The 19078-nt window shown below is 57.6% G+C and carries 19 protein-coding genes; 10 read left to right on the forward strand and 9 right to left on the reverse strand.

The window, feature by feature from the left end:
• Positions 1-6: 6 nt before the first annotated feature.
• The 3 genes from ET33_RS24750 to ET33_RS24760 all read left to right on the forward strand — a co-directional run bounded on the left by ET33_RS24750 (position 7) and on the right by ET33_RS24760 (position 4038).
• On the forward strand, positions 7-1206 hold the full coding sequence (locus tag ET33_RS24750; RefSeq protein ID WP_036688248.1) for a class I SAM-dependent methyltransferase: 1200 nt from the start codon (positions 7-9) through the stop codon (positions 1204-1206).
• A 209-nt stretch (positions 1207-1415) separates the two neighbouring features.
• The gene (locus tag ET33_RS24755) at positions 1416-3398 is read left to right on the forward strand and encodes a methyl-accepting chemotaxis protein (protein ID WP_036688250.1); all 1983 of its coding nucleotides are present in this window, start codon (positions 1416-1418) and stop codon (positions 3396-3398) included.
• A gap of 109 nt (positions 3399-3507) precedes the next feature.
• Entirely contained in the window at positions 3508-4038 is a 531-nt protein-coding gene (locus ET33_RS24760) for a DNA-deoxyinosine glycosylase (RefSeq protein ID WP_036688252.1), read from the forward strand.
• Positions 4039-4055: 17 nt separating this feature from the next.
• Here the strand turns inward: ET33_RS24760 and ET33_RS39335 are convergent, their stop codons facing one another.
• Positions 4056-4205 (reverse strand): hypothetical protein, encoded by a 150-nt coding sequence (locus tag ET33_RS39335; RefSeq protein ID WP_010500181.1) that lies wholly within the window; start codon positions 4203-4205, stop codon positions 4056-4058.
• A gap of 141 nt (positions 4206-4346) precedes the next feature.
• Here ET33_RS39335 and ET33_RS24765 point away from each other — a divergent pair, with 141 nt between their 5' ends.
• Positions 4347-4880: a hypothetical protein gene (locus tag ET33_RS24765; RefSeq protein ID WP_036688254.1), complete on the forward strand. Its 534-nt coding sequence runs from the start codon at positions 4347-4349 to the stop codon at positions 4878-4880.
• Between the two features lie 117 nt (positions 4881-4997).
• On the forward strand, positions 4998-5999 hold the full coding sequence (locus tag ET33_RS24770) for a hypothetical protein (RefSeq protein WP_036688256.1): 1002 nt from the start codon (positions 4998-5000) through the stop codon (positions 5997-5999).
• Between the two features lie 88 nt (positions 6000-6087).
• Here the strand turns inward: ET33_RS24770 and ET33_RS39340 are convergent, their stop codons facing one another.
• Positions 6088-6252 carry a hypothetical protein gene (locus tag ET33_RS39340; protein ID WP_167336444.1) on the reverse strand — a complete coding sequence of 55 codons (165 nt, stop codon included), beginning with the start codon at positions 6250-6252 and terminating at the stop codon, positions 6088-6090.
• The gene (locus ET33_RS39345; protein WP_167336447.1) at positions 6249-6407 is read right to left on the reverse strand and encodes a hypothetical protein; all 159 of its coding nucleotides are present in this window, start codon (positions 6405-6407) and stop codon (positions 6249-6251) included. Before ET33_RS39345 ends, ET33_RS39340 begins: the two co-directional genes overlap by 4 nt.
• 194 nt (positions 6408-6601) lie before the next feature.
• Here ET33_RS39345 and ET33_RS24775 point away from each other — a divergent pair, with 194 nt between their 5' ends.
• The gene (locus ET33_RS24775; RefSeq protein WP_036688258.1) at positions 6602-7939 is read left to right on the forward strand and encodes an MFS transporter; all 1338 of its coding nucleotides are present in this window, start codon (positions 6602-6604) and stop codon (positions 7937-7939) included.
• An 82-nt stretch (positions 7940-8021) separates the two neighbouring features.
• On the opposite strand, the gene ET33_RS24780 is transcribed toward ET33_RS24775, so the two are convergent.
• The 3 genes from ET33_RS24780 to ET33_RS24795 form a co-directional block, all read right to left on the reverse strand.
• A complete protein-coding gene (locus tag ET33_RS24780; RefSeq protein ID WP_036688261.1) occupies positions 8022-8288 on the reverse strand; it encodes a hypothetical protein in 267 nt (88 codons plus the stop codon).
• 84 nt (positions 8289-8372) lie between these two features.
• On the reverse strand, positions 8373-10751 hold the full coding sequence (locus tag ET33_RS24785; protein ID WP_036688265.1) for a transglycosylase domain-containing protein: 2379 nt from the start codon (positions 10749-10751) through the stop codon (positions 8373-8375).
• A 389-nt stretch (positions 10752-11140) separates the two neighbouring features.
• Positions 11141-11608, reverse strand: a complete 468-nt coding sequence (locus ET33_RS24795) for a hypothetical protein (protein ID WP_036688271.1) — start codon at positions 11606-11608, stop codon at positions 11141-11143.
• Positions 11609-11761: 153 nt separating this feature from the next.
• Between ET33_RS24795 and ET33_RS24800 the strand changes: the two genes are divergently transcribed.
• Entirely contained in the window at positions 11762-12202 is a 441-nt protein-coding gene (locus tag ET33_RS24800) for a hypothetical protein (RefSeq protein WP_036688274.1), read from the forward strand.
• A gap of 98 nt (positions 12203-12300) precedes the next feature.
• Here the strand turns inward: ET33_RS24800 and ET33_RS24805 are convergent, their stop codons facing one another.
• Positions 12301-12789, reverse strand: coding sequence for a GyrI-like domain-containing protein (locus ET33_RS24805; protein ID WP_036688276.1), 489 nt, complete (start codon positions 12787-12789; stop codon positions 12301-12303).
• A gap of 188 nt (positions 12790-12977) precedes the next feature.
• Between ET33_RS24805 and rluF the strand changes: the two genes are divergently transcribed.
• Positions 12978-13676: a 23S rRNA pseudouridine(2604) synthase RluF gene (gene rluF / locus ET33_RS24810; RefSeq protein WP_036688278.1), complete on the forward strand. Its 699-nt coding sequence runs from the start codon at positions 12978-12980 to the stop codon at positions 13674-13676.
• Positions 13677-13684: 8 nt separating this feature from the next.
• Here the strand turns inward: rluF and ET33_RS24815 are convergent, their stop codons facing one another.
• Complete coding sequence (locus ET33_RS24815; RefSeq protein ID WP_036688281.1) at positions 13685-14377, reverse strand: response regulator transcription factor; 693 nt, start codon at positions 14375-14377, stop codon at positions 13685-13687.
• A 255-nt stretch (positions 14378-14632) separates the two neighbouring features.
• Between ET33_RS24815 and ET33_RS24820 the strand changes: the two genes are divergently transcribed.
• The gene (locus ET33_RS24820; protein ID WP_235206806.1) at positions 14633-16708 is read left to right on the forward strand and encodes a sensor histidine kinase; all 2076 of its coding nucleotides are present in this window, start codon (positions 14633-14635) and stop codon (positions 16706-16708) included.
• 47 nt (positions 16709-16755) lie between these two features.
• Here the strand turns inward: ET33_RS24820 and ET33_RS24825 are convergent, their stop codons facing one another.
• Positions 16756-17643, reverse strand: coding sequence for an AraC family transcriptional regulator (locus tag ET33_RS24825; RefSeq protein ID WP_036688287.1), 888 nt, complete (start codon positions 17641-17643; stop codon positions 16756-16758).
• A 218-nt stretch (positions 17644-17861) separates the two neighbouring features.
• On the opposite strand from ET33_RS24825, the gene ET33_RS24830 reads away from it, so the two are divergent.
• The gene (locus tag ET33_RS24830) at positions 17862-19034 is read left to right on the forward strand and encodes a galactokinase (protein WP_036688290.1); all 1173 of its coding nucleotides are present in this window, start codon (positions 17862-17864) and stop codon (positions 19032-19034) included.
• Positions 19035-19078: the final 44 nt, after the last annotated feature.

The raw sequence follows: 19078 nt of genomic DNA on the forward strand, positions 1-19078 counted from the left end.
AGCGGGATGCAAGAGCAGGAATTGACGGAATTAACGGGCCGATTGTTTCAGGAAGGGACGCTGATCCAAGCGACGCTGAGCCAGGTGCGGCGCAGTGATCCGGACGGGTGCACGAAGGTGACGGTGAAGCCCGTGCAGCTTAAAGGGGCTTTGCACTATCAATTCAGCTCCTTCTGCGGCCCGAAGGTGCTGCATGACAATTTGGTGCCGGAAGCGGCGGAGGAGAAGCTGAACGTGCTGTTAGCCGAGCAGTTCCGACAGGGGCTGCTGCAAACGGGCGAAGCGGACTATCAGGTGCTGATCAGCAAGAAAGGCAAGATCGGCATCCTTCGCAAGCCGCCGATCAAGCAAGCGGTAGGCGGAGCGCCTGCCCACAACCGGAAAAAGAACTACATGCTGGAGGAAGGCGTGCCCGTTCCTTTTCTGATTGAGCTTGGAATTATGAACGCCCAGGGGAAGGTGCTGGCCCCGAAATACGACAAGTTCCGCCAAATCAACCGGTTTGTCGAAATGATCGCCGATATTTTGCCGCATTTGCCGAAGGACCGGACGCTGACCATCGTCGATTTTGGCTGCGGCAAATCGTATTTGACGTTTGCGATGTATTATTTTCTGAAGGAGATGCAGGGCTTCGACCTGCGCGTCGTCGGCCTCGATCTCAAGGAGGATGTGATCCGGCACTGCAGCGCGCTTGCGGAGAAGCTCGACTATGGCGGGTTGCGGTTCCTTGTCGGCGACATCGCCAAGTATGACGAGCTGCAGCAGGTCGATATGGTCGTGACGCTGCACGCTTGCGATACGGCGACCGATGCGGCGCTGGAGAAAGCGGTTCGCTGGGGCGCTTCGGTCATCTTGTCCGTGCCTTGCTGCCAGCATGAGCTGTTCCGGCAGGTGCACAGCGACGTGCTCGGCCCACTGCTGCAGCACGGCATTTTGAAGGAGCGGTTTTCCGCGCTGGCTACGGATGCGATCCGGGCGAAGCTGCTCGAGCTGGTCGGCTACAAGACGCAGCTGCTCGAATTCATCGACCTGGAGCATACGCCGAAAAATATTTTAATCCGGGCGGTTCGCAGCGTCCAGCCGCCGAAACCCGCTGAACGGGCCAAGCTGGCGGAGGAGTACCAAGGATTCCGGAACTTCCTGCAGGCGGAGCCTTATTTGGAACGGGCGCTGCAGGACAAGCTGAACCCGTGGCTGAAATCATAATTTTAAAAAGAGAGGGAGTTCCATGACATAAGTGGATTTGCTCTCTTTTTTTGTCCTTTTTCATTCATTTGTCCTAAAATTCGACAAAACTTCTTCGGTTTTTGTGAAACTTTTCACCTATGTTCCGTAGTACAATGGATGTTAATGTTCAATTGGAACATTCATCCATCCACGAATTGGACAAAATTAGAACCCGAGGTGCTAGTATCATGAGAAATCCACTTCATTCGTTAACGGGCCGATTTATGGTGTACAGCAGCCTGGTGCTCCTGCTCTTAATGGGTGTGGTGTTCGCTTATCAAAGCAGCATCATTCGCAGTCACGCGGAAGCTTCGTTATTCGACAAGGGGCGAACGATGGCCATATCGTTATCCAAAAGCTTGCAGAGCCTAACCGAGTCGGATCTGCGTACCGGAGTAACGCTGCAAGACGGCACGAAGCTGTCCGGCGAGGAGCTGCGGACCCGGTTGTTCGACGACCGGCTGGAGCCGATCGCCGCGAGCCGCGAGGAAGCGGAGAAGCGGTCGAAGGATAAGGAATACGCTTCGGCGAAGCAGAAACGATTCGACGGTCAAGACATCCCGCTCGCGCAATACGAACTGAAATATACCAGCGCTTACGGCGCTTATACGGACGAGCGGTGGCAGGCGCTGGTCGACGGATTTTTGACCGACCCGCAGATCGTGTTCGCCGTTCCGATCGCCTATTCGGCGAATCCAGACGCGGTCGGCTTCATCGCGACGCACAACGGCAGCTACAGCCCGCAAGGCGAGTCTTCGAAGGATCGCTGGGGAGCGGAGGGGCGGCTTAGCCAGAAATACCGGGGCAATCGCGTATTCAACGACCCGACGGGCTATGCGGCCGCGACGTACAAGGACACTTCCGATGTGCTGCTGCAAAAATACCCGCGAAGCGTGGAAGGACGGGTCGTCGAGACGTGGGATATGTCTTACCCGCTATTCTTCGAGGGCAAGCATTGGGGGGCGGTTCGCGTTGCGCTCAATAAGGAAAAATCGGACGCCCTGATCGCGCAGCAGCAGCTCACGGTCGCCGCAGAGCTTCTGATCGTGCTGCTTGTTGTGCTTGGCCTGTTATTCGTGCTGTCGAAGTTTTCCGTCGCCCGTAAGCTTCAGGCGGTGTTGAATGCGACGGCCAATCTCAACTCGCAGGAAGCGGACTTGACTTACCGCCTTGCCGTAAGAGGCAAGGACGAGATGGGTCGGCTTTCCGGGGAGATCAACCGGTTTATTGCCCATTTGCAGCAGATGATGATCGGGATGCATGCCCTCTCCCTTCGGGTAACGGACGGCTCGCACCAGCTCGCGGCGCATGCCGTACAGTCCCGCGAAGCTTCGGAGGCGATTGCGCATACGCTGGACGAACTGGCGGCGGGCGCCGAAAGCCAGGCCGTCAGCGCCGAGGAAAGCGCCAAGGCGATGGAGGAGATGGCAGCCGGCATTCAGCGCATCGCCGAGGCGTCGGCCCACGTCACGGAGGCGTCGCTCGCGATGGTGCAGGAAGCCGAAGCGGGCAACCGCACCTCGGTTGGAGCCATGGAGCAGATGGCAACGATGAGCCAGTCGGCGCAGCAGGTCGGCCAAGCGATCAGGGAGCTGGAAGGCCGCATGCAGTCAGTGCAGGAGATGGCCGGGGCCATATCCGGCATTGCGTCCCAGACGGGTCTGCTCGCGTTGAACGCGGCTATCGAAGCGGCCCGGGCCGGAGAGCACGGCCGGGGCTTTGCGGTCGTCGCTGGCGAGGTACGCAAATTGGCCGAGCAGTCCGAGGCGTCGGCGCAGCGCATTCAGGACCAGATCGAAGATATACAAGCCTCTATGGCTTCGGCGGTAACCGCGATGGCGCAGGGCGGCCGCGAGGTGGAGAAAGGCGTCGGGGAAGTCGAGCAGGCCGGTGCGGCATTCGAGCGGATCTTGGCGATGGCGCAGGGCATCACGGCGCAAATCCAGGAGATATCGGCCGCTTCCGAGCAGCTGTCCGCCGGCACCGAGGAGGTAACGGCCGGCATCGAGGAGATGGCCCGCATCGCAGGCAGCGCCTCGGAGCAGACGCTGCGGGCGGCTACTGCCTCAGCCGGTCAGCTCGACCTTGCAGGTCAGGCGTCGGGGGAAGCCGAACAGCTTCGTCAGGCGGCGGACGAGCTTCAGCAAACCGCAGGACGGTTCAAAGTATAACCGCGTCCTGCGGTTTTTCTTTTGGCTTCGCTGTGTGTTTGTACGGGACGGTTGTGCTACAATGAGGCTGCTTGGATGTGAAACGAATCAAACGAGAGGCGATGCATCGATGGCGGCAGATAAGGAACGTCCCCGCTTGATCGGCTTGCCGCCGGTCGCGGATGAGCGCTGCCGGCTGCTGATTCTCGGATCGATGCCGGGGGAGGCGTCCCTGCGGGCGCAGCAGTATTACGGCCATCCGCGCAACGGCTTTTGGCCGCTTCTCTACGCGCTGCTGGACGGCGGGGAGCCGGCTGCGGCATACGAGGAGCGGCTCCGCTTTGCGTTATCCCGTGGCGTAGCGCTGTGGGACGTGCTTGCGGCGTGCGAGCGCGAAGGCAGTCTCGACACGGCGATCCGCCGTCCGGAGGCGAACGACTTTGCGGGGTTCTACGCGGCGTATCCGGGCATCCGCAATGTCTTCTTCAATGGCAGCACGGCGGCCGACCTGTACCGCCGGCAGGTCATGAAGGGGGCCGCAGACGACGGCAAGAGCTATAAGCTGCTGCCGTCGTCGAGTCCAGCGCGGGCTATGTCACAAGTGGCCAAGCTGGAAGCCTGGCAGCCTGTGCGGGAGGCTTGGCTTGCCGTAGACGGCTAGCGGCCCCGGGAGTCGGATTACTCCTTCTCCTTCTGGTCGGCTCCGATCTGATTGACCGTTGTTTTCACTTGATTGAGCGTATCGTTCACGAATTCCATATCTTGATTTTCGGCTTCCATCGAAGCCGTGCTTTCGTAATTGCCATCGTGCTTTTTATTTTCCGACATGCCATTTCCTCCTTTCGGGATAAGTTTAAATAACGTCAGTTCATGCTTAACGTGCGCAGCCAGCCCGGAAAATATTCTCTTTTTCCGAAAGGCATACTAAGCGAAATATCATTTCTGCAAGCGACGAGAGGAGGATGCCGGATGGCAAGACAGACGAGCCAAGTTCCGTTCGGGTACGAGCCGCCGAATGGGCGCGATACGAATCGCGGAAGCTTGTGGGTTTACGATGCGTTCGAGAACTACACGGAGCAGGAGCTTGCACGCGTTCTTGCGCTGGCGAGCGGGCGCGGCATCGCCAAGGCGGTGTTCTACCCGCTGCACGAGGAGACGGTCCGGCGCATGGAGAAACGTCGTTCCGTAGCTCCTTACCACCGAAGGGTTGAGGCGCTGGAGACGCTGCTTGCGGCTTCGGATACGAAGGTCGATTATGTCGTCGAATCGTTCGAGGGCAAGCGCAAAAAGTACACTCCGGCGGACACCGCCTTCCGATTTTTGGAAGAGAAATATGCCGCTCCCCATTTCGTTTGGGTGACCGGGACGACAGCCGAGCTCCTCGCAGGCTACGAATCGTTCGAGACGTGGATCAAAAAAATCCGCTGGTTCGTGAGCGAGGAGGGAAGCCCGGTCACGCATCCCCGGCTGCAAGCGTATGCCAACCGTTGGGACCCAGTCTGAAGGCCTAGTTCGATCCGCATCCCCTGAAAATGGCATAAAAGTCCGAACCCTATAACGAACTCTGTTCGGAAACTACGGGCGGAAGCTTTCGATGCCTGTCACAGGGAGAGAGAAACGATGGGGAAACTTAAAAAAACAGTCGTATGGGTGATTGCAGCCGCACTTTTGGGCGGGCTGATTTATGGCGTCACTTGGGTGGGCGATGCGCCCGTATCGGCTGAAATATCGACAGAAGCCAAAGGGCAGCTCGTCGGCTTGACGGACGGCAACAAACAAATCAAAGTGTCTTACGACGGAACGGAAAAAACTTACCCGCTGACTGCGGACGTGTGGGTATACCGCAATTTGCAAAAAGCGGCGATCACGGATTTGAAGCCGGGCGATTCGCTGGAAATTATATTGAACAGCAAAAATCAAGCCGCCTACATTAAGGCGGCGGCACCCGAACAAGCCGCTGCGCCGCAAAGCTCGGCCACGCCGGCCCCCGAGCCGAACTCGGCGGCGACGCAAGGCTTGGGCGCATCGCAAGGTCCAGCTGCGCCTGCGACTTCCGGCAGCACGGCCCCCGTGCCGCCGACTGGTCCGGCGCATACGCCTGCGGCTTCGACTTCGGCTCCGGCTGACCGTCAGGCTGCCGCGGAACCGGCTAAGCCGGCGGTAAACGGGAGCTGGCCTTGGGAGCGGCTGTCGTTGGAGCTGAAAAGCCGGGAGCTGGCTTTGAAGGTAAAGCAGGAGCAGACGGACAAGGGCGATGAGGCCGACGTTTATATCCAAACTAAGGATCGTGCGGTGGTTCATCTGAATGGAGCGCAGGCGGAGCAATTGCTTCTACTGCTAATGCAGGGGCTGCCTTCGGAGAAAGACGCTTGGGAGAAGGCGCTTAAGCAGCGCTTGGCGGCGCAATTCAAGCTAAAGGACGATTCGCCGGATTGGAAGATCGACGTGAAGTGGAAAGACGACGCCAAAGTTGTCCGAACGCCGCCCGTACAGGCCGGGAAGCCGGAGCCTAACGGCCATGGAGCGGACAAAGAGCATGGCAAAGGCAAGAATAAGGAGAAAGAAAAAGAGAAGGAAAAAGCGAAAAACCGCGATAAGCACAACGATGAGAATGACGACTGATCGGAGGGCTTCCGCTTTCACCGCCTACACAACGGCAGCCCGTCTGGAGATGATTAACGCTCCGGACGGGCTGTTTTTTGTCGCTGCTCTAGTCCTCGGGAGTCCGGTCCAAGTACAAACGGGAGACGAGAGTGGCGTCTCCGCGCCGTACTTCTTCCTCCGTCGCCTTTTCCTCCAAAGGATCGTGCGTATTCATGCCCGGGGCGATGGTCGGATCGTGGGGATACCGCGCCTCTTCTTCCTTGCCGGTCACAATTTCTTCTCTCCTTCCGTCTTAGAATAGGCAATCAGCGTAATCGGACCACCGGTCAATTCGGCCAGCCGCGCTTCCGTCTGTTGAATGATATCGATGACTTTTTCTTGCTCGTGAAGCGGGGCGATTTGGTAGTCGGTCGTTTCGATTTTCACGGGTGAGGCCTCCTGTATGGGATAATATCGATTTCCCGGTTAGAATTCCCTTTGGGAAACTCCCGCATGCGTGGAAGGCGATGGAAACGGGGCTGGAAAGAAACGCAAAAAACATGGCTCGGCATCGCGCCGCTGTGTTATATTGAAGCTACTGTTCGGGAACACGGTGAAATGACGAGGGAGGAAGAAATTGCATGAATTGGAACCGCTTGGCCGTGATGGCGAGCATCGTGCTCGCCGTGCTGATTTCGTCGATGGATACGACGATCATGAATACGACGATGCCGCGGATCGCGGAGGAGCTCGGGGATGTGAAGCTGTATGCATGGAGCTTCGCTTCTTACATGATTTTATGTACGATCGTAACGCCGCTTAGCGGCAGGCTTTCGGATTTGTACGGACGCAAAAAAGTGCTGTCGGTCGGCATTTTGGTCTTCTTGCTCGGGTCTGTGCTCTGCGGTACGTCCGCGACCATGCTGCAGCTCGTATTGTACCGGGGGCTCCAAGGGCTCGGTGCGGGCGCGATGATTGCGTTCCCGGCCATTATCGCCGGGGATTTGTTCCCAGTGGAAGCGCGGGGCAAAATCCAGGCGTTCTTCACGGGCATGTGGGGAATCTCGTCGGTGTTGGCGCCGCTGCTCGGCAGTTTGTTCATTGAGCATTTGAGCTGGCGGTGGATTTTTTATATCAATATTCCGATTTGTGTGGCATCGCTGCTGCTGCTTGTGCCCTATCGGGAATTGTACGAGGCTCGCAAAAGCCGGATTAACTACTGGGGAGCCCTCTGGTTCGGACTTGGCATCGGGCTGCTGCTGTTCAATACGGTGGTGAGCGAGGGCTTTCTGCTGTATACGGTGGGCGGTGTATTGTTTTTGCTGCTGTTCGTGTATAACGAACGGAGACATCCGTCGCCGATTATGCCGGTGGCGCTGCTTAAGAACGGCTCCGTCGCCTGGATGAACCTGAACGGCTTCTTGACGTGCGCGGCGCTGTTCGGTACGTCCAGCTACATACCGTTTTATTTGCAGCAGCACGGGTACTCGCTTTTCGTCAGCGGGCTTTCGCTGCTCGGGACGTCCGTCGGATGGATTCTTGTAGGCGTTCCGGCCGGCAAATGGGTGCTGCGCTACGGCTATCGGCCGCTGCTGTTTACCGGCAACGTCCTGCTGGTGCTGTCCGGGCTGCTGCTGCTGTTTTTGCCGGACGAAGGAGGCTTTTGGTACGTCAATGCGATCATGGTGGTGCAAGGACTGGCGTACGGGCTGCTCTATACCGTATCGGTCATCGGAGTGCAGCAGCTTGTTGCCGCCGATCAAAAAGGGATCTCCACGTCGCTGCAGGTCTTCTCGCGGAATATCGGCACGGCGGCCGGGGTTACGATTATGGGCGCGCTTCTGACAGCGGCGCCGGCTTTTATGACCGGTATCCACCGGCTGTTCCTGTACGGGTTTATCGTCAGCTTGGCTGCGCTGGTGTCCACGATTTTTCTTTTTACGCGCCGCACAGTGTCGATTTCCGGAAGCGGGGCTTGAGAACGGCGGCGCGAAAGCCGCAGAAAGAACAAAGGGCGTTCTGCTTAATGCAGAACGCCCTTTGTTGTCACGCGGCCTTTCTTCAGTCGATGTACCATTCGCCGGACCAAGGATCCTGTACCCAGCGGGCCTGGTGGTAATAATGATGCCCATGCATATGATGATGGTGGTGCGGATGGTATCCGTGCGGATGGTATCCATACGGATAGAAGCCGTATGGATAGACGTGATGATGCGGATGGTGATAATGATGCGGGTAATGATGAGCATGGTAATGATGGGGATAGTGCGGACGGCTGTAGTCGATCTCCCCGGCTTGTTGAGTTTCAATTATCGTCTCTTGAGACATATTTGATTTCTCCTCTCTGATTAGAACATACTCCACCATATGTCAGAGAGGAGGAATTGGGCACTTATCCATCTAAAAATGGGCTTAATCACCTTGTTTTTTTCTTAGCCAGCCGGGACGGGGCGTTTCCGGCTGGCCGCTGCGGTCCTGCGGCTTCCCGGTTTCCGGCGCGTGTCCGTCGCTCCCGAGCGGTGAGCGCAGCTGCGCCTCCTCCATGGCCCGGCGCACTTCTTCGGGTACCGGAAAATCGGTCACCGGAGTATCCTTCAGCGCCCGGGTCATCATTTCCCGAAACAGCTGCGCAGGCACCGCCCCGCCTGATGTCGTCAAATAATGGGTCTTGTCCGTCTGATCGTACCCAAGCCAAATCGCGGCGGTCAGCTCGGGGGTGAAGCCCACGAACCAGGCATCCTTAGCACCGTTCCGGCCGATCGCCCCGAATTCGGCCGTTGCGGGCAGCTGCGTCGTCCCCGTCTTGCCTGCAGCGGGACGGCCGCTGAGCGCGGCGGCTATCCCCGTACCCTGTGCGACAGTCTCTTGAAGCAGCCTCGTCAACGTATAGGCGTAGACCGGCTCCGTCAGCTTGGTCGGCTGCGGCTTGACCTCGACGAGCGTATGGCCGTCCTTGGTCGTAATTTTGGTGATGGCGTGGGCTTTCTGCATCATGCCATCGTTTGCTATGGCGCCGTACGCCTGCGCCATCTGCAAGGGCGAGACGCCTTCGGACAAGCCGCCGAGCGCGAGGCTTAAGTTGCGGTCCGCCGGAGGCAGAGCGATCCCGGCTTTACGCACGTAGTTCATCCCGGCGTCGATGCCGATTTCATTCAGCAGCCAGACCGCCGGAATATTCCACGAACGGATCACGGCCTCCCGAAGCGAGACTTGTCCTCTCGTCTGTGCGTCCCAATCTTTAGGACGGTAACCCGAAATGTCGAGCTCCCCGTCATACAAGATCGACTCTGGCGTATAGCCAAGCTCAAGCGCAGGCCCGTAGACCGCCAGCGGCTTAAACGACGAGCCGGGCTGCCGCTTCAGCTCGGTGGCCCGGTTGAAGCCGCGATAGGTCTGATCCCCTCGCGCACCGACGATTGCGCGGATGCCGCCGGTTCGCTGGTCCAACACGACCGCTCCGCTCTGCACCGGGCGGTCAGGAGGACTTTGCGGGAAGAGCGCATCGGTGCGGTACACCTCTTCCGCCGCCTGCTGCACCTTAAGGTCCATTGCGGTATAAATCCGCAGGCCGTGCGTCAAAATCTGCTGCTCCGTAAAGCCGTAAAGCTTCTCGGCCTCATCCATGACGTAGTCGACGTAAGAAGGGTGCCGCCCCTTCAGCGACTCTCCGTTGTTCGGCTTTAACGCAATCGGCTCGGCGACGGCCTTGTCGTAGGCGGCATCGCTGATGAAATGCTGCTCTTTCATCAGCGACAGCACGAGGTTTCGCCGCTCCAGCGTCTTGTCCGGATGCCGCACCGGAGAGTAGAGAGAAGGGGCTTTGGGCAGACCGGCCAGCACGGCTGACTCGGCAAGCGTCAGCTGCTGAACGGATTTGCCGAAGTATTGCTGCGCCGCCCCTTCGACGCCCCAGCGCCCTTCGCCGAAGTAAATGCTGTTCAGATACAGTTCCAAAATTTCGTCTTTGCTGTAAGCAAAGTTGATTTTTATCGCGTACCCGAGCTCCTTGAACTTGCGGTTGAACGATTTGTCCGAGTCGAGAAACAAATTTTTGGCAAGCTGCTGCGTGATCGTGCTGCCGCCTTCCTCCATCGCTCCGGCTTTCAAGTCGCGGATCAGCGCGCGGCCGATCGACCATACGTCGAAACCGGCGTGATCGTAAAAACGCCGGTCTTCTACCGCAACGACGGCATTCCGCAAATCCAGCGGAATTTGGCCGAGCGGCACCGGGACGATTCGGGACGAGGACAGCTGCGCCACCGGCTGTCCACCGGCGTCCATGACGAAGCTCGGCTCGGGGAGCGGATGCTCCAGCTTGCTGATATCCAAATCGCGCACCCATACGGCGGCGGCGCCAAGACCAGCCACTCCTGCTACAAAACAGAGCAGCCCTGCCGTCCACAGCCACCGCCGCCCCCGGTAACGACGCGCCTTCTTCGTCTCTCGTGCCGCCGTGCCGCCGCTGCCCGGTACAGGCTCCCGTGCCTCACGTGGCACAGCACGGGGATCGCTCGCTGCGTATTCCCGTTCCTTTCGCACCGCTCCGCCACCGTCACCCGGCGCAGACTTTCGCACCGCATTAGCCGCCTGTCTGCGGCTCGGATCATCCTGCCCCGCGCTGCCGGCTCTGCGCCACGTGGACCGGGCGGCCTGCCTAGCTTCGTCCGCCGCTCGGCTCCCTCCGCCGGAGGCTCTATACGACTGCCCTTCGCGTACACCCTCACGTTTCGGCGAAGAGCCTGTACCTGGCTTTGCTTTCGGCCTCCAACGAAACATCCGGGATAAGCTCATGGCTGGTAGTCCCCCTTTTTGTTTGCCACGGAATGTTCGCTGCTTCAGCGTAAAATATCAATGCTAATAATATTCGCGCCGGATGCCTTGTTTCGGCAGGTGGACAAGCAAAAAAGGAGCTTCCGAAGGAAGCTCCAACAGGCAGTTGAGAAAGTGGTTAATATAAAAATAGAGATAAATACGGAGGTGGGGTATCTACTGGAGGAGCGCTAGCGTTCGCCTTTGTCTGCGGGAAATATCCGCTGTTAAGCGGCTTTAATCAAAATTTCCCGCCGACAACAGCGACCGGAAGTAGATACCCCACCCCCTCGTAACACCTCTATTACCTCAACTGACCACTTTCTCAACCAGCTCCGAAGTCTCCGAAGGAAGCTCTAAGCGGGGGGATCTCATTGCAAAGGGTCCGGCATCATGCCCTTTTCCATTACCTGCGAATTCGTCGGGAGGCTTGCCATCACTTTGCCAAGCTGTCGGACCTCCTTCTCGTTATTGGCCATCTTGCCGTTCATCGCTTTGCCGATCGGCGTCGACTCGGTCGGTTTTGTCTTGGCCGGGCCGTATTCCATATATTGCTGCAGCTCCGCCAACATCTCTTGGGCAGCGGCGGTCGCCGAAACGGGTATATTGTCCTGCGCGACGAAACCGGCCTCGTTCAAGTCAATGTGCGTCTGACCGTTCTCCTGCGTGTGCGTATAGATACGGTACGGATATTCCTGCAGCGAAGCGGAATCGCGAAACGTCAATTCGTACGTGCTTCCTTCCCGGGACGGCAGTTCGGTGAATCCCATCGTTTTGAGTGTAGCGTGCACGTGGGAAAAGGGCTTGGTGATCGACGGCAGCGTTTTTTTACGGGACATAGAGCAACACTCCTCGATTCGTTATTTTCCGTCGGACGGTGTGACACATCCGTGTCCCCCTTTATTACACCGTATTGGATAAGGATGAAACTTTGTATGGTACAAGATCGTCATTTTTATTCGAACAAGTATAGAGCAACTGGGGGTGTTGGTATGCGCGGCAGATCGCTGCGGTTTATTTTATTTCTTATGGTGGCGGTGACCTTATCGGCTCTGGTGTACGGGTACGCGTTTTCCAATAACAATAGCTTTGTCGGTTCCAGCATTGACGAGCAGTTTCCCGTGCCGGCAGAGGCGCGCAAATCGGACGTTCCGTTCTCCAATCCGGGAGTCGTCTATGTCCGCTACAACATGAAAGGGATCGAAGAAAAGGAAAGTATTCCCGACTTCTACGCGAATGAGATTCGCAAGTGGGGGTGGAAGGAAGATAAAGAGGAGCAGGTAGGGGCCCTTCGTGTTTTTGTCAAGGACGGCAAAACGATGAATGTAACGACGCACAGCGGCTTTTTCACTTTGTTTACCAAAAAAAGCACAGCGGTTGCGGGTGCGCCGCACACCGCGGTTTCCAAGCCGCAAAGCCCGCCGAAGCAGTAAAAACCCCCGTACGGCCAATTTCGCTTTTCCGGAGCTTGTCCGTCAGGAGAAGCGCATGGCAGGCGCAAGGGGGCTAGCGTTCGGTTCAACAGGCGGCTTTAATCGACGAGCGGAAGCGAATACCGCGCGAATCCTTCGCCTTCGTAGTTGTATCGCTCGCATATCGTGTAGGTACGGTCGCCGGCGCTTGTTTGAAGTCCCTTTTCGCGCAAATGCGTTTCGACTGCTTGGCCGGCCGCCTCGAAGTTTCCGTCTTTATTCGCCACGACGACGCACCGGTGCGCCGGGACAGTCAGGCGGAGGAACCATTCGGGAATGTCGTCGTACGATTCGACCTCCATGCAAAGGATGTATACGTGCGTGTCCGGATGGCTCTGCGACGGTCCGTGCGGCCACAGGCCGTAATGAATTTGAGGGTTCACGATATGGGGCAAATGCTTGGCGGAGGACAGCAGCGCTTCTTTGGCGTGCCGATACTTGCCTCCCATGTCGTTCAAGCCGATGCACGGAATGCCGATCAGCTTCAACTCCTTGTGCTCCACCATAACAGGCTCCATCTCCGGGAGCTTTGCCGCGTTTTCGATCATACGATTTTCGCCTCTTTTCCTTGTTATTTTCCAAACACAATAAACAAGCAATTATGACTTCACACGTTCCCGCTCCGGCTTCGCCAGAGGCCCCTTCTTTTTCGCAGAGCGCCTCTTGAATTTTTTTGCAACGAAAAACCCGCATGGTATAATGGAGCGATAAAGTCAGGACAAGCGGAGTGAGAACGATGAGAATCAACAAATATATCAGCGAAACGGGAATTTGCTCCCGGCGCGAAGCGGATCAGTTGACTGAGGGAAAGCGCGTCACGATTAACGGCCAGCTGGCCGAGCTCGGAAGCCAGGTGAGCGAAGGAGACGACGTGCGGATCGACGGAAAACCGATCAGCGAGAAGAAAAAGCACGTCTACATTGCGCTCCATAAGCCGGTAGGCATCACCAGCACGACGGAACGGCATGTCCGCGGCAATATCGTGGATTTTGTGGGACACCGCGAGCGCATTTTCCCGATCGGACGGCTGGATAAAGATTCCGAAGGATTGATTTTGCTTACGAATGACGGCGATATCGTCAATAAAATATTACGCTCCGAGCACGAGCATGATAAGGAATACATCGTGACCGTGAACAAACCGGTCACGCCGATGTTTTTGCAGGGAATGGCGAGCGGCGTGCGGATTCTCGGGACCGTCACCAAACCGTGCAAAGTGAGCAGCATCGACGACCGGACGTTTCGGATCGTGCTGACGCAAGGGCTGAACCGTCAAATCCGCCGGATGAGCACCGCCTTCGGCTACGAGGTGCGCCGGTTGAAGCGGGTGCGCATTATGAACATCAAGCTGGCCGGTTTGCCGGTGGGGCAGTGGCGCGATCTGACCCCGGAAGAGCTGGACAAGCTGATGAGCGCCATCGGACATCAGCCGTAAGTTTTATGCTACACGTTGAATTTGTAGCCGATCCCCCGCACGGTATGGATGTATTTCGGATCGGTGGGGTTCGGTTCGATCTTCTTGCGCAGGTTGCTGATGTGAACGAGCAGCGTGCGCGTGTCGCCGTTGCTGTCCACGCCCCAGGTCATTTTATACAGCTGTTCGAGTGGGAGCACCTTGCCGGGCGAGCGGGCGAGATGCAGCAGCAGATCGAATTCCTTGGAAGACAGCGGCACGAGCCCACCGCTTGCTTTCACGGTCCGGCTGAGCAGATCGATCTCCAGTCCCGGAAACGACAGGTATTGAGAATCTTCCTTGTGCTGCTCAAGCAGCTGGCTGCGGCGCAGATGCGCTTTGACCCGGGCGACGAGCTGGCCGGGACTGAACGGCTTCGTAATGTAATCGTCCCCTCCGATGCTGAACCCCAGAATGATATCCATATCCTCGCTTTTGCAGCTCAGAAATAAAATCGGCGTATTATAGGACTTGCGGATCTGCCGGCATACTTCGATGCCGTCCATTTCGGGAAGCAAAATGTCGAGAATCACCAAATCCGGACGGTGCTCCCGCACCATCGCAAGCGCTTCAGCCCCATTCCCGGAATATAGTACGTCATACCCCTCCTTCCGCAAGTAGAGACTGATTAATTCGACAATCTCGGCTTCATCGTCGACGATGAGTATTTTTTCTCCAGGCATCGATTTCTCCTCCAAAAGATGATGCGGCGAAACATGATGTTTCTTTGAAACTATCAGAATCATACCCCGCCGGACTCGATACTGGATTCTGATATGGCAGCACAAACGTCCCGAAATCCCCCAAAGGTGAGCCGTTTATCCCGGTTTCCAAATAATGCAGTTTAAGGTACGATATTAGCAGAGAGGCCCATTTGAGCAACAGGAAAGAAAGTGGTATCGATTTCCAGAAACTATTTCTATTATAAATGGTTTTGGGTGTTTATTTCCATAGTTTTATTGGCCGCCGCGATTGCCGGTGTCGGTTATTATAGTTCCGCTGCCGGGAAGTCCGCGCCCCGTGCCGTTCAAGGCATCATGGATCTGGAGGGCTACGGCTTGGAATCGTATGGAACGGTCCAACTGAACGGCGAATGGGATATGCACTGGATGCGCCTCCTGACGCCGGAAGAGTTGGCTTCCCCGGAGCATGCTGCGGTGGAGCAGGCGACTCCGATTGTTCTCCCCGAGGTATGGAATCGTGTCCTTGTGGACGGCGTGCAGCCGGGCGGTTCGGGTCATGCGACCTTTCACTTAAAAGTGAAGTTGGATGGCCCCGCTTCCGATCTGGGGCTGAAGCTGCCATATATCCGTACGGCCTACAAGGCTTGGGTGAACGGCGAACCGGTCGCAAGCAGCGGCACGGTCGGAGAAGACATTCTGACTTCCAAGCCGCAATATACCCCGAATTTGATCCGGTTCCGTCATCCGGGCGGTCCGCTGGATATCGTCATTCAGGTTTCTAATTACCATCACCGGCTCGGGGGCATCTGGAAACCGGTCGAGCTCGGCTCATGGAGCGCGCTCGACAGCAAGCTCCGGAGAGAGCTTGCGATCGAGACGCTTGTGGTAGGAAGCCTGCTGTCGATGGGGCTGTATCACATCGGATTGATTGCGCTGAGGCGCCAAGAGAAAGGATCGCTTTATTTCGGCCTTTTTTGCTTGTTGATCGGCATACGGGCCTTCTTTACGGGCGAAGGCGTGATGTATTATTTTGTCCCCGAGGTGCATTGGCTGACGGAGCTGCGTATCGAGTACGTATGCTTTTACATGGGCGTGCCCGCCATGATCATGTTCATGCACTCGCTTTACCCGTTGGAGGTGCGTTCCGGCATTGTCCGGCTTATCTTGGCGCTCGGCGTAGCGTTCTCAGCCGCGGCATTTCTGATCCCTCCCCCGTGGGTGACCTATACGACACCGGCGTTCCAGCTCATTACACTGCTCACCAGCGGCTACCTGCTGTTCGGCCTGGGCCGCGCCGTGCTTCGCAAAAGAGACGGGGCGCTGTTCGCCGCGATTGGCGCGAGCGCTTACGTCGCCACGGTGATGCTGGACATTATGTACTATAACCAGTGGATCAAGCTCGGCGAGGTATCGTCGTACGGACTGCTTGTCTGCGTGTTCATGACCTCGTTCATTTTGAGCTCGAAGTCGGCCAAGGCTTACGTGGAAGTGGAGACGCTATCGCGGCAAATGCGCGAGATGAACACCGGTCTGGAGCATAAAATTCGCGAGCGGACCGCCGAACTGGAACGCATCAACCGCAGTCTGGAGCGGATGAACGACGACTTGGCGCGGATGGAAACGTCAAGGCGGCACCTGCTCAGCAATATCTCGCACGATCTGGGAACGCCGATGACGCTGATCCAAGGGTACGTGGAAGCGCTCATCGACGGTGTCGTCTCGCAGCCCGAACAGCAGCAAAAGTATTTAAAGCTCATCCATAACCGGATCACGGGCTTGAACCGGCTCATCGCGGATTTGTTCCAGCTCTCGAAGCTGGAGGCCAGACAGATGGATTTCGATATCCAGCCGGTGAGCACGGACGATTTTATCCGTTATTTCGACGAGCGCTATGAGCTGGAACTGGCCGGCGCCGGGCTCAAGTTCGAGACGGTCGCCTACTCGCTGCGGCCCGAAGCCCACCGGCAGGCCATCGTCAAAATCGACGTGGATCGGATCGATCAGGTGCTGACCAACGTCATTTACAACGCGGTCAAGCATACGCTCCGCGGCGGGTTGATCCAGCTTCATTTTATCGTGGACGAGCATTCGCTTGTCGTGCAGGTGCAGGATAACGGCTCGGGCATCGATCCGGAAGACTTGCCGTATATTTTCGACCGATTCTACAAGAAAGACAAGTCCCGCAACACGGCCGGCGGCGGCAGCGGCCTCGGGCTGGCCATCGCCAAGGAGATCATCGACTACCATGGGGGCCGGATCTGGGCACAAAGCCGCGTCGGTCAAGGCGCCTGCATCGCCTTCATGCTGCCCCTCGCGAAAGGGGGTGAATAGAGACTCGGACGTCAGCGGCGAACCGCTGCGAATCGAATTCGCGAAGCTTAATCGCCGGAGCCCGGAGGATGCAGCAGCGAGCTGCGGTAATCGGTCGGCGAGAGCTGGTAATGCCGCTTGAACTGCTTCGAAAAGTACAGCGGGTCCTGGAAGCCGACCGAAGATGCAATCTGCTCCACGGTCAGCTCCGGGCGCTCCCGCAGCAGATGGCGCGCTTTGTCGAGCCGGAGCCGGAGCAGGAACGTCACGGGCGTCAGCCCGGTCTGCCGCTTGAACAGCGTTGAGAGATAAGCGCGGTTGTAGCCGAGCGACTCGGCCATCAGCTCGATCGTGATCGGCTCCGCATACTGCTTGGATAAATATTGCAGCGCTCGCTGCACCGTTTGCCCTGCGGTGGTCGCCTGCTCCGGCTCGTTCGCGCGAAGGGGGCGAAGCGCTTCCGCGAACTCGGCGAACAGCAGGTGCAGGCAGCCGTTCGCTTTCAGATTGGCGCCTGCGCCGCGGTGTTGAAACGCCAGCTGCACTTGGCGGAACAGGACGCCGATCGAGCGCTTTCGCCCGGTATGGACGACCGGCTGCTGCGAGCTCAGGCCCGTATCCTGCAGCAATTGCTCCGCGAGCCGTCCTTCGAAGGCGACCCAGCGGTAGTGCCACGGGTCAAGCGTATCGGCCATGTAATTGACCAGCTTGCCCGGCTCGATCAGGAAGCTGTCTCCAGCGCCGAGCTCGTAGGTCTGTCCCTGGCAGACGTAGGTGCCTTTGCCGGATAACACATGATGCAGCAAATAATAATCGACCACCTTCGGTCCGGGCTTATGACCCGGCTTCGTCTGGCTGTGGCCAGCGAACAGGACGGTCAAAGGGCTGTCTTCCGGCGTGGGGTACGGGTTGGATACGACAAAGTAGGTATCGGGACGTTTGGCAGGCCCGGACACGGCGCGACTCGCCTCCTTTTGGGGATATCGCCCTGAATACGTTCAGTATAGCACAACCGAGGATGTCTGCGCGTTCATAATCTAACATTTTTCCATGCCATCCTGACATCGTTCCATAGTGAAAACCGGTTGTCCGGGCTATACTTGAAGCAAAAGCTTACTATTGAAATTCGTTATATCGAACGTGTCTTCTTAAATCCATAACGAGGTGAACCGTCATGACGGAAGTCAAAGCATTGCAGGAGCAGTTTGTCGAGCTGTACGGAGATAGCTCCAATCCTATCCGGGCGTTTCATGCGCCGGGGCGCGTCAATCTGATCGGGGAACATACCGACTACAACGGAGGCTACGTTTTCCCGGCCGCTCTGACGTTCGGCACGACGATGCTGATCCGGAAGCGGGAGGACGATCAGGTGGGATTTGCTTCCACCAACTTTCCGCTGCGCAAGCATATTTCCATTCAGCAGGTCGAATTCCGCTCCGAAGACGATTGGATCAATTACCCGAAGGGCATCATTCGCGAGCTGCAAAAGCGGGGGCTATCCGTCGGCGGTTACGATATTTTGTACAGCGGGGCGATTCCGAACGGCTCCGGCCTTTCCTCTTCGGCTTCTATCGAAGTGGTGACGGCTTACGGCCTGCTCACGATGGAAGGGCAGCCGACGGACAAGGTGGAGATCGCGCTGCTGTCGCAAAAGGCCGAGAACGAGTTCATTGGCGTGCAGTGCGGCATCATGGATCAATTTGCGGTAGCGATGGGCAAGAAGGAGCATGCGATTCTGCTCATGTGCGATACGCTGGAATACAAGCACGTGCCGTTCGTCAGCGGCGAATACAAGCTGGTGATCGGCAACACGAACAAAAAGCGCGGGCTCGTCGATTCGGCCTACAATGAACGCCGTTCACAGTGCGAGCAGGCGGTGAAGGATTTGGCTGCCGAATATCCCGAGCTGACGCTGCTAGGCCAGCTGTCGCTGGAGCAGTACCGGAGCGCGCAGCATCTGATCCCGGACGAAACGGTGCGCAAGCGGGCGCAGCACGTCGTCGAGGAGATCGACCGGGTGCTTCAGTCCATCGAGGTGCTGGAACGGGGAGACTTGGCGGCGTTCGGCCAGCTGATGATCGGCTCGCATAACTCGCTGCGCGACTTGTACGAGGTGACCGGCGTCGAGCTTGACACGATGGTGGAAGCGGCGCTCGCCGTTCCCGGCGTGCTTGGCTCGCGGATGACGGGAGCCGGCTTCGGCGGTTGCACGGTATCCTTAGTGCATCAAGATAGCGTGGAGCGGTTTGTCGGCGAAGTGGGCCGCGTGTATAAGGAGAAGACCGGCTTGACCGCAGACTTCTATGTGTGCGACATTGGGAATGGCGTGCAGGAGCTGCAGCTTTAGGCATGATCGTCCGGCGATGAACGGACCGAAGTCTGATGATAAGC

The sequence above is a fragment of the Paenibacillus tyrphae genome (assembly GCF_000722545.1).
Classification (GTDB): Bacteria; Bacillota; Bacilli; order Paenibacillales; family NBRC-103111; genus Paenibacillus_G; species Paenibacillus_G tyrfis.